The organism is Burkholderia sp. Bp8986 (genome assembly GCF_003854225.1).
Taxonomy (GTDB): Bacteria; Pseudomonadota; Gammaproteobacteria; order Burkholderiales; family Burkholderiaceae; genus Burkholderia.
In genome coordinates, this window is record NZ_QTQM01000080.1 from 1 (window position 1) to 9,995 (window position 9,995).

Annotated in this window: 8 protein-coding genes; all 8 read right to left on the bottom strand. The window is 68.8% G+C overall.

Features of this window, described 5'->3' with window-relative positions; genetic code table 11:
• The coding region (locus DID99_RS35120; protein ID WP_185733868.1) for a circularly permuted type 2 ATP-grasp protein at positions 1–297 on the bottom strand (297 nt) is incomplete at its 3' end.
• Positions 298–365: 68 nt separating this feature from the next.
• Complete coding sequence (gene ansP, locus DID99_RS35125) at positions 366–1,856, bottom strand: L-asparagine permease (protein ID WP_124668591.1); 1,491 nt, start codon at positions 1,854–1,856, stop codon at positions 366–368.
• A 756-nt stretch (positions 1,857–2,612) separates the two neighbouring features.
• Positions 2,613–3,734: a diguanylate cyclase gene (locus tag DID99_RS35135; RefSeq protein ID WP_124668592.1), complete on the bottom strand. Its 1,122-nt coding sequence runs from the start codon at positions 3,732–3,734 to the stop codon at positions 2,613–2,615.
• A 45-nt stretch (positions 3,735–3,779) separates the two neighbouring features.
• Complete coding sequence (locus tag DID99_RS35140) at positions 3,780–4,787, bottom strand: chemotaxis response regulator protein-glutamate methylesterase (RefSeq protein WP_124668593.1); 1,008 nt, start codon at positions 4,785–4,787, stop codon at positions 3,780–3,782.
• Positions 4,784–7,162, bottom strand: a complete 2,379-nt coding sequence (locus tag DID99_RS35145; RefSeq protein WP_124668594.1) for a hybrid sensor histidine kinase/response regulator — start codon at positions 7,160–7,162, stop codon at positions 4,784–4,786. Before DID99_RS35145 ends, DID99_RS35140 begins: the two co-directional genes overlap by 4 nt.
• Positions 7,159–7,896, bottom strand: a complete 738-nt coding sequence (locus DID99_RS35150; RefSeq protein ID WP_124668595.1) for a chemotaxis protein CheW — start codon at positions 7,894–7,896, stop codon at positions 7,159–7,161. Before DID99_RS35150 ends, DID99_RS35145 begins: the two co-directional genes overlap by 4 nt.
• On the bottom strand, positions 7,893–9,365 hold the full coding sequence (locus DID99_RS35155) for a protein-glutamate O-methyltransferase CheR (protein ID WP_124668596.1): 1,473 nt from the start codon (positions 9,363–9,365) through the stop codon (positions 7,893–7,895). Before DID99_RS35155 ends, DID99_RS35150 begins: the two co-directional genes overlap by 4 nt.
• Positions 9,366–9,373: 8 nt before the next feature.
• Entirely contained in the window at positions 9,374–9,850 is a 477-nt protein-coding gene (locus DID99_RS35160) for a chemotaxis protein CheW (RefSeq protein ID WP_124489841.1), read from the bottom strand.
• Positions 9,851–9,995: the final 145 nt, after the last annotated feature.

Sequence of the window (9,995 nt, forward strand, 5' to 3'; positions counted from 1 at the left end):
GTAGATGTCGTCGAGGAACGCGTTGAGCGCCATCACGCGCTGCTCGATGCCGAGCGACAGCCGGCTCCATTCCGCGCTCGAGATGATACGCGGCACGATGTCGAACGGAATCAGGCGCTCGGCAGCCTGCGCGTCGCCGTACACGGCGAACGTGATGCCAGTCCTGCGGAACACGCCTTCCGCGTCGTGGGCTTTCTGGGCGAGGCTTGCAGGGTTCTGCGTGTCGAGCCATGCCTTGACTCGCGAGTAGGGCGGGCGAACCTGATCGCCTGCAAGCATTTCGTCAAACGGTGCCATTGAATTTTCTCTTTTTCTGCGAGGCGGCCTGCATCGGGCCGCAGGCCGTCCCCCGATTGCGCGTCGGCTTAGTTGTCGCCCTTCTCGAGCACTTGCCGTGTCAGCGTGACCGACGGAATCGTCGGCTTGAGCAACCCACGGCGCGCGCGGCTGCTCAACCACTTCCAGCCGCCCACGAGCAGCAGCGCGACCAGCGGGATCGACGCGATCGTCCACGTCCCGTTCGGGTAGTCGAACGCCATCAGCACCAGCACGCCGAGCAGGAACAGCAGCGTGAGCCACGATGTGACGGGCGCGCCCGGCATCCTGAACGGCACGTCCTCCACTTCGCCGCGCCTGACCGCCGCGCGGAACTTCATCTGGCACACGACGATGAAGCCCCACGTGCTGATGATGCCGAGCGACGCGATGTTCAGCACGATCTCGAACACGCTCGACGGCACGAGATAGTTGAGCAGCACGCCGACCACGTAGATCGCGACCGTCACCAGAATGCCCGCGTACGGCACGGATTGCGCGCTCATTCGGCCGAGGAACGCCGGGGCCGAGCCGCCCATCGACAGCGAACGCAGCACGCGCCCGGTCGAATACAGGCCCGAGTTGAGGCTCGACAGCGCCGCCGTCAGCACCACCAGGTTCATCACCGAGCCGATGCCCGGCACGCCGAGCGCGCCGAAGAACGTGACGAACGGGCTCTGGCCCGCCTTGTATGCGCTCCACGGCAGTAGGCAGACCAGCAGCACCACCGACGCGACGTAGAAGATCGCGATGCGCCAGATCACGTTGTTGATCGCGCGCGGCAGCACCTTGCGCGCGTCCTTGCATTCGCCGGCGGCGGTGCCCACCAGTTCGACGCCCGCGAACGCGAACACCACGCCCTGCACCAGCACCAGCGCCGGCATCAGTCCGTGCGGAAAGAAGCCGCCGTTGTCGGTGATCAGATGCATGCCGGGGTCACGGCCGGCGACCTGCACGCCCGTGCCGAGGATCACCGAGCCGATGATGAGAAACAGCACGATCGCGGCGACCTTGATCAGCGCGAACCAGAACTCCATCTCGGCGAACCACTTCACGCCGATCAGGTTCATCGTCGCGACGATGCAGAGCGCGACGAGCGCGAAGATCCACTGCGGCACGGCCGCGAACGGCGCCCAGTAATGCATGTAGAGCGCGACGGCGGTGATGTCGACGATGCCGGTCATCGCCCAGTTCAGGAAGTACATCCAGCCCGCGACGAACGACGCCTTCTCGCCGAGGAATTCGCGCGCGTACGACACGAAGCTGCCGCTGCTGGGGCGATGCATCACGAGTTCGCCGAGCGCGCGCAGGATCAGGAACGAGAACGCGCCGCACACCAGATAGACGATCGCGAGCGACGGTCCGGCGGCCTGCAGACGGCCGCCCGCGCCGAGGAACAGACCAGTGCCGATCGCCCCGCCGATCGCGATCATCTGCACCTGTCGATTGCCGAGGGTCTTGTGGTAGCCGGCTTCGTGCGATTCGAGCCAGCTGCGTTTGTCGGTTTCGCCGGTTGTCGACGGTTCGGGAATCGATGCCATGACGGTATCCTCGTGCACGGATGTAATTGGATTCATCCCGATCGCGAGACGATCGGGACCACCGGTACCGGAGGATCAGGGTGCGGATTCAAGCGCACCCATCCTGATTGCGATTCGCCGATCTTGGCGAAAAGCGCGGTATGTCGCGAACTTATTCAGCCGTAATTCCCATCACAAACAGAATGCGAATTTGGACTAGGCCTGTTCGAATTCCTGCATATGGGCCTCGGCCGTAGCGCCGCAAAGTGCGTCAGCGGGCTCGTCGCGTGCGATGCCGCATATCGCGCATGTGCGACTGTCGTTGCGATTTTTCTATTTCCACTTCCGACCGGGATTCATGCTGGTTCAGGGTCACTTCGGCTCGCCGCGGCTGCCGTGCCTAATCGAGATCGGCTGCGCGGCACCGCGCGCGATGACGTCCGGCCGGCATTGCCTCAAGCATCAGTGGGCAAAGAGATCGCGACCGACTATCGTGTGATGGACGCGCGCGCTGTGCGGATTTCGCGATGCGCGACGCACTCTGGCATTTCTCTCTTGCGTCGGCCCGATCCGGCAGCACTTCGCGTTGCCGAGACATCAGATGAACGCGGTATGTCGTCGCGCCATACTCAAAGAACGCCTCGCCACATGGCATGGTCGGACTGTCTCTTCCGCAGCCAACGAAGTAATCTGATAAGGATAACTACTCTTGATGAAGGCACGTAGCCTGCGCTTGTCAACTTGACATAGCCGTAGCAAGACGCTGCCGCGTACGCATCAGGCCGGTTGCTCGCCGCCGTCGCTCGGCGTTGCCGGCCCCGCATCGATCGCGACGCGATTCTTGCCGTCGCGCTTCGCGCGGTACAGCGCGCGGTCGGCGGCTTCGATCAGCGACGTCATCGGCGTGCCGGCCGCCGGCACGACGCTCGCGCCGCCGATGCTGATCGTCACGTAGCGGCCGGTCGACGAATGCACGTGCTCGAGCCGCAGCGCTTCGATCGCAAGGCGAATCTTCTCGGCGAGCAGGCGCACGCCGCCCGGCGACGTGCCCGGCAGCACCACCGCGAATTCCTCGCCGCCGAAGCGTGCGGCGAGATCGCCCGGGCGGCCGAGGCAGCTTTCGACGGTCGAGGCGACCCGCTTGAGCACGTCGTCGCCCGACACGTGGCCGTACGTGTCGTTGTAAAGCTTGAAGTTGTCGACGTCGATCATCAGCAGCGACAGCTCGCTGCGTTCGCGCGCGGCGCGCCGCCATTCGGCGTTCAGGTATTCGTCGAGATAGCGCCGGTTCGACAGCCCGGTGAGCCCGTCGGAATGCGTGAGGCGGCGCAGTTCGAGGTTCGCTTCGAGCAATTGCTGCTGCGATTGCCGCAGTGCGCGGTAGGCTTCGTCGCGCTGCAGCAGGTTGACGTACGAGCGCGAGTGGTAGCGGATCCGTGCGACGAGCTCGATGCGGTCCGGCAGCTTCACGAGGTAGTCGTTCGCGCCGGCCGCAAACGCGGCGCTCTTGATTACCGGTTCCTCTTTGGTCGACAGCACGATGATCGGCACGTCGCGGATCACCGGATTCGTGCGGTACGCCTTCACGAGGCTCAATCCGTCGGTGCCGGGCATCACGAGGTCCTGCAGGATCACGGTCGGCCGCGTTTCGACTGCGGCGGCGAGCGCGTCGTCCGAGCGCGGGCAGTAGTGGAAGTCGATGCGGTCCTCGTCGGCAAGCGCGCGCCGCACGGCCTGGGCGACGATCGTCTGGTCGTCGACCAGCAGCACCATCACCGGCACGTCGGTCGCCGGCGGCACCTGCAGGGTCGCGCGCGCGGCTTCGAGCGCCGCGCCCGCGCCGTCCGCGGCGGACGTGCCGCTATCGTGGCCCGGGCGTCGCGTGGAGTCACTAGTCATGTCGACACCCGTTGTTGCCATTGCTGTCACGCAAGTCCATTTCATTCAGTTCCCGACGAGCGCCGCCAGTTCGCCCGCAATGCGCTCGAGCGGCAGGATCGCGCGCGCGGCGCCGAGCGTCGCGGCGGCTTTCGGCATTCCGTAGACGGCGCTCGTCGCCTGGTCCTGCGCGATCGTATGGTAGCCCTTCATCCGCATCGCCTTCAGCCCGATCGCGCCGTCGCGCCCCATCCCGGTGAGCAGCACGCCGATCACGTCGCCGGGCCAGTGCTCGGTCACGCTGCTGAAGAACACGTCGACCGACGGCCGGTACGGCGTCTCGGCCGGCTCGCGCGTGTATTCGAGCGTGCCGGCGCGCGTGATCCGCAGGTGGTCGTTGGTCGCGGCGAGCAGCACGAACGACGGCTGCGGCCGGTCGCCTTCGCGCGCGATGCGCACGTTGAGCGGCGTCTGGCCGTCGAGCCATTGCGCCATGCCGTCCGCGAACGCCTGGTCGACATGCTGCACGATCACGATCGGCGCGCCGAAATCGGTGGGCAGCGCGCCGAGGATCGACGCAAGCGCGGTCGGGCCGCCGGCCGACGCGCCGATCGCGACGAGCGGCCCGCCGTCGCCGCGCGCCGTCGTGCCGGCGGGGCGGGCGGCGCCCGCCGGATTGTCGAGCAGCCGGCCGATCTGGTCGATCTTCGCGAGCAACAGCTGCGCGGTGTCGCCGTTCGCGCCTGCGCCGAGCCGCGGCGTATCGACTGCGTCGAGCGCGCCCGCGCCCATCGCCTCGTACACGCGCCACGCATTCGCGCCGATGCTGCTCGTCACGATCAGGATCGCGCACGGCTTGCCCGACGACATGATCCGTCGCGTCGCCTCGACACCGTCGAACTTCGGCATGATCAGGTCCATCAGCACGACGTCGGGCGGTTGCGCGGCGCAGAACTCGACGGCCTGCGCGCCGTCGGTCGCGACCCACAGCACGCGGTGCTCGGGCCGCCGCGCGACCGCGCGGCGCAGCGCCTCGACGGCGAGCGGAAGGTCGTTGACGATGCCGATGTTCACGGACGGGCTTCTCCTATCAGGTCGCGTACGGCGTCGAGCAGGGTTTCGTCGTGGAAGCTGCTCTTCGCCAGGTAGTAGTCGGCGCCCGCGTCGAGTCCGCGGCGGCGGTCCTCCTCGCGGTCCTTGTACGACACGATCATCACCGGCAGCGATTTCAGCGCGGCATCGCGCTTGATCAGCGTGACGAGTTCGATGCCGTCCATGCGCGGCATGTCGATGTCGGTCACGACGAGATCGAAATCGGCGCCGCGCAGCGCGTTCCAGCCGTCCATCCCGTCGACCGCGACGGTGACGGCATAGCCGCGCTTTTCGAGCAACTTGCGCTCCAGTTCGCGTACCGTCAGCGAATCGTCGACCACCAGCACGTGCCGGCGCCGTGCGACGGCCGTGTGCTGCGCGCGCTGCACCTTGTCGAGCTGGCCGCCGCGCACGAGCTTGTCGACCGAGCGCAGCAAGTCCTCGACGTCGATGATCAGCACCGGTTCGCCATTCTCCATCAGCGCGGCCGCCGCGATGTCCTTGACCTTGCCGAGCCGGCGATCGAGCGGCTGGATCACCAGCATGCATTCGCCGCGGAACCGGTCGACAGCGATCCCGTACGACTCCCATTCGTCGCCGATCACGACGGTCGCGACGCTGTCGCCCGCCTGTTCCGGCGGCGGTGCGCCGAGCAGCTGGTGCGCGGTGACGAGCCCGACCGGGCGGCCGTCGAAGCGGAAATGCTGCTGGCCTTCGAGCGTGTCGATGTCGGCGCGCGCGAGTTCGAGCGTGCGGCGCACGTGCGCAAGCGGGATCGCGTACGCTTCGCCGCCGACCTCGACGAGCAGGCTGCGCACGATCGACAGCGTGAGCGGCAGTTGCAGCACGAAGCGCGCGCCGCGGCCCGGCTCGGTGAAGATCCGCACGGTGCCGCGCACGGCCTTGACCATGTCGTGCACCGCGTCGAGGCCGACGCCGCGGCCCGACACATCGGTGACGCGGTCGCGCATCGAGAAGCCGGGGAGCAGCAGGAAGTCGAGCAGCTCGAGGTCGGACAACCGCGCGGCCGTGTCCGCGTCGGCGAGCCGGCGCCGCACGACGCCTGCACGGAGCGCGTCGAGATCGATGCCGGCGCCGTCGTCGCTGACGGAGATCAGCAACTGGCCCGCGCTGTGGCGCGCTTCGAGCGTCACGCTCGCTTCGGCCGGCTTGCCGCGTGCGATGCGCTCGTCGGGCGTCTCGACGCCGTGGTCGAGCGCGTTGCGCAGCAGGTGGCCGAGCGGCGCGTCGAGCATGTCGAGGATGTCGCGGTCGACCTGCGTCGTTTCGCCGACGATCGCGAATCGCACGCGCTTGCCGAGCGAACGTGCGAGATCGCGGACGATGCGCGGATACGCGTGCGTTGCGTCGCCGAACGGTCGCATCCGGCAGCGCAACGCTTCGTCGTAAAGCTGCTGCGCGAGATGCGTGCTGCGGCGGTCGAAGCGGTCGAGCTCGTCCAGGCGCGCGCCGAGCTGCAGCTGCAGGTTGCCGAGCCCCTGGCGCACATCGTTCAGCGACGCGAGCGCGGCCGGGTCGAGCCGCTCCGCGAGCGTTTCGACGAGCACGTCCAGCGAGCGCGCGACGTCGCGCTGCATCCGCTTGATGCGCAGGATCGAGCCCGTGAACGGCTTCAGCCAGTGCGATTCGACGAGCGATTCGCTGGACAGGCTCAACAGCTGATCGAGTTGCTCGGCGCGTACGCGCAGCATCCGCTGCGGATCGTGCCGGGGGGACGGTTGGGTGTGCAAAGGCGGGGCGTCGGGCGCGACGGCATGCAAGCCCGGCGACGGATCGGCCGGCGGGTGGCGCGGCGGGCCGTCGCCGGTGCGCGGCGATATCGAGACAAGGGCGGCATCGTCGGGCGCGGAGCCGATGTGCGGCGCTGCGGCGCCTGGTTCCGGCGCGGGCGGTACGGGCAGTGTAAGCGGTGTGAGCGACACCGCGCGTTCGGCGCGCTCGTCCGACGCATCGGTCGGACCCAGTGCGGCCAGCGCGTCGATGTCCGCGCGCGAGATCGCCGCCGCCGGATCGGCGTTGCCGACGCGCAGCAGCAGGTCCACGCCATGCAGCAGTGCGTCGATGTGCGCGGTCGTCAGCGTCAGCTCGCCACGCTGCGCGGCAACGAAGCATTCCTCCATCGCGTGCGCGACGTCGACGCCGTCCTGCAGGTCGACGATGCGCGCGGCGCCCTTCAGCGAATGCGCGGCGCGCATGCACGCTTCCAGCGCGGGCGCGTCGCCGGGCGAATGTTCGAGCGTCAGCAGGCCACTCGCGAGCGCCTGCGTCTGCGTGTGTGCTTCGTCGCGGAACAGGTCGAGCAGCGACAGGCGCATCAGGTCGTCGTCCGTGCTCATCGCAGGCTCCTCGCAAGCGAGTCGAACACGCGATCGGTGTCCAGCACGCCGATCGTTGTATCGCGCCACGCGAGCAGGCCGCGCGTGTGCATCGCGGCCGCGTGGGTGAGCGTCGTCGGCACCGGCAGCAGCGCATGCGCCGCGAAGCGCAGCACGCCCTCGACCTCGTCGACGGGCAGCGCAACCGCGTCGCCGCGATGCTCGACGACCAGCATCCGCGCATACGCGTTGCGCGACTCGTGCGGTCCGGTTGCGTTGCGTTCGAGATTCAGCAGTACGCCGAGGGATGCTGCGATCGTCAGCGTGCCGCGCACGTTGACGAGCCCGAGCACGGCGCCGTCGCGCCGGTGCGGCAGCGAATGGATCGGGCGCGGGCCATCGACCTGCCGCAGCGCGGCGGCGGGCAGGCCGAGCCATTCGTCGCCGACGCGGAACGCGAGCGCGGACTGCTGCGCTTGCCCATCGCCGACAGATGCGGTGGATTCAGTGAGTCGTGCGTCTGCAGGGGCTGGCTGCGAGGTGCTGCGTGCGGCGCGCGCCGTTTCGGCGAGGTCCGCGTCGGTGAGCGGCCGGTCGAGCAGCTTCCCGGCCGCGTGTTCGAACACCGGGCAGTTCAGGCAGCGGGTGTGCACGGCAAGCCGCGGGCACGAGCCGTCACCTCGCGTGCCGATGAGATTCCAGCAATCGTCGACGGCCCTGGCCGGAGCGCGATCGTCACGAGCGGCGTGGGTCATGGGTTCCGCCCGGTTCGCCGGTCCGGCCCGCCGTCGGCACGGCTGACGCGCCGCGCGCTTGCCCGCTGCGCACGCAGCATCAGTTGCCGGGCACCTGCCGCGTCACCTGCCGCGTCGCGCAGCGCGGCGAGATGGGTCAGGGCCTCATAGTGAGCCGGGTCGAGATACAGCGTCTTGCGATAAAAATCCTGCGCGTCCGCATCGAGGCCGCGCGCATCGGCGATCAGGCCGAGCAGGTAGAACGCGTCCGCGTCGGGGCCGTGCGCGAGCGTGAATGCGTGCGCGGCGCGCTCGGCGTCGTCGAGGCGGCCCGTGTCGGCGAGCCGGCGGGCGTCGGCGAGCATGGGCGCCGGGGCGGCGGGTGCGCTCGGCGCGGCATCCGCGGCATCGGGCGCCGCGTGCGCGATGCGTGTCGCCGGCGGCCGCTGTGGCACGGCCGGCGGGCGGTGCAGGGTTGCCGTTGCGAAATGGTTTGCCATGGAGGGTGCCGCCACCGGGTGCCGGAGCGGCAACGTCTGCGGCGCCACCGGCTTCGCAGATGCCACAGACACAGTGGGCGGCCGCTCGCCATCGTTCGCGCCCGTGGCCGGAGCATCAGCCTGCGCCGTGCGATGGAACGCGAACGCAAGCGGAATGCGCGCGGGCGCCAGCGCATGACGCATCATCAGCCCCGTCTCGGCCGGGCCGACGAAGATCGTGCCGCCGTCCGCGAGTTGCCGCTCGAGCAGCCGGATCGACTGGTCCTGAGCGTGTCGGTCGAAATAGATCAGCACGTTGCGGCAGAAGATGAAGTCGTAGCGGGTGTCCGCGTCGAGCGGCAGGTCGAACAGGTTCGCCTGCACGAAGCGTACCGGTTCGCGCACCCGCGGGTCGAGCTGCCAGCCGCCGATCGTTTCGCTGAAGTGGCGGTCGCGGAATTCGAGCGGGTGGCCACGAAATGCGTTGCGTCCGTAGACGCCGGCCCGCGCCCGCTCGATCGCGCGTGCGCTGATGTCGATCGCGTCGATCGCGAAGCGTGACGGGCCGATGCCGGCGTCAAGCAGTGCCATCGAGATTGAATACGGCTCCTCGCCGGTCGAGCACGGCACGCTCAGCACGCGCAGCGTGCGCGCCGGCTCGCGCACGAGCCGCACGTCGGCGATCCGCGCAAGCGCGACGAATGCCTCGCGGTCGCGGAAGAACCACGTTTCAGGCACGACCAGCGTTTCGATCAGCGCCTGCCGTTCGTCCGCGGACGCATTCAGCCGCTGCCAGTACGCATCGATCGCGGCGCCACCGGCGGCCTCGGCGGCGACGTCCGGCATGCCGCCGGCGGGCCGCGGTGTGTCGGGCGCGTCCGGTGCATCGGCCTGCGTGACGCGTGCGCGTTCGGCAACCGCGCGCGCGAGCGCACGATTGCCGAGCGTCGCCGCATCCATCCCGGTTTCACGCGCGAGCCACGCTTCGAATCGAGGGTCGTTGGCGTTCATCATGGCCATCATCCGGCAAGCGCCTGCGCGGGCGGAAACAGCAATGCGCGCGCGTCGTCATCGAGCATCTGCTCTACGTCGATCCGCTGCACGAATCCCGTCGCGTCGGCGGCGACCGGCCCGAGCCAGCGCGCGTGCGGCGTCGCGATCCCGCTGTCGGCGAATTGCGCGGGCGCGAACTCGCGCACCTGCGTCGCGTGCTCGACGATCAGCCCGAGCCATCGATCGGCGCCGTCCGCCTCGTGTTGCTGCGCATAGCGCACGACGACGAGCCGCGTCGATCGCAGCGCGTGCGCCGCGCGCCCGAGCGCGAGCCGCGGCACGTCAATCACCGGCACCAGCTTGCCCCGGTGATCGATCACGCCGGTGAGCCATGGCGGCGTACCCAGCATCGACTTCACGGGCGCGAGCGCCAGCACCTCGACGATCCGCGTCGCATCGAGCGCATAGCGTTCGCCGTCGAGTTCAAAAAGTAGGAAGAGCATCGTGTCGTCCGCACGAAGGCCGCGTGCGTCAGCCGTCGATCTTGAAGCGCGACACGCCGGTGCGCAGGTGGTTCGCGACGAGCGTGAGGTCGTCGATCGCCTGCGACGACTGGCGCAGCGATTCGGCCGTCTGCTGCGCGGCTTC

What these genes read in the sequence shown, in the direction of transcription:
- DID99_RS35145 (WP_124668594.1), bottom strand. Translation starts at nt 7,162, where the DNA reads ATGAGCACGGACGACGACCTGATGCGCCTGTCGCTGCTCGACCTGTTC.
- ansP (WP_124668591.1), bottom strand. Translation starts at nt 1,856, where the DNA reads ATGGCATCGATTCCCGAACCGTCGACAACCGGCGAAACCGACAAACGC.
- DID99_RS35135 (WP_124668592.1), bottom strand. Translation starts at nt 3,734, where the DNA reads ATGACTAGTGACTCCACGCGACGCCCGGGCCACGATAGCGGCACGTCC.
- DID99_RS35160 (WP_124489841.1), bottom strand. Translation starts at nt 9,850, where the DNA reads ATGCTCTTCCTACTTTTTGAACTCGACGGCGAACGCTATGCGCTCGAT.
- DID99_RS35150 (WP_124668595.1), bottom strand. Translation starts at nt 7,896, where the DNA reads ATGACCCACGCCGCTCGTGACGATCGCGCTCCGGCCAGGGCCGTCGAC.
- DID99_RS35155 (WP_124668596.1), bottom strand. Translation starts at nt 9,365, where the DNA reads ATGAACGCCAACGACCCTCGATTCGAAGCGTGGCTCGCGCGTGAAACC.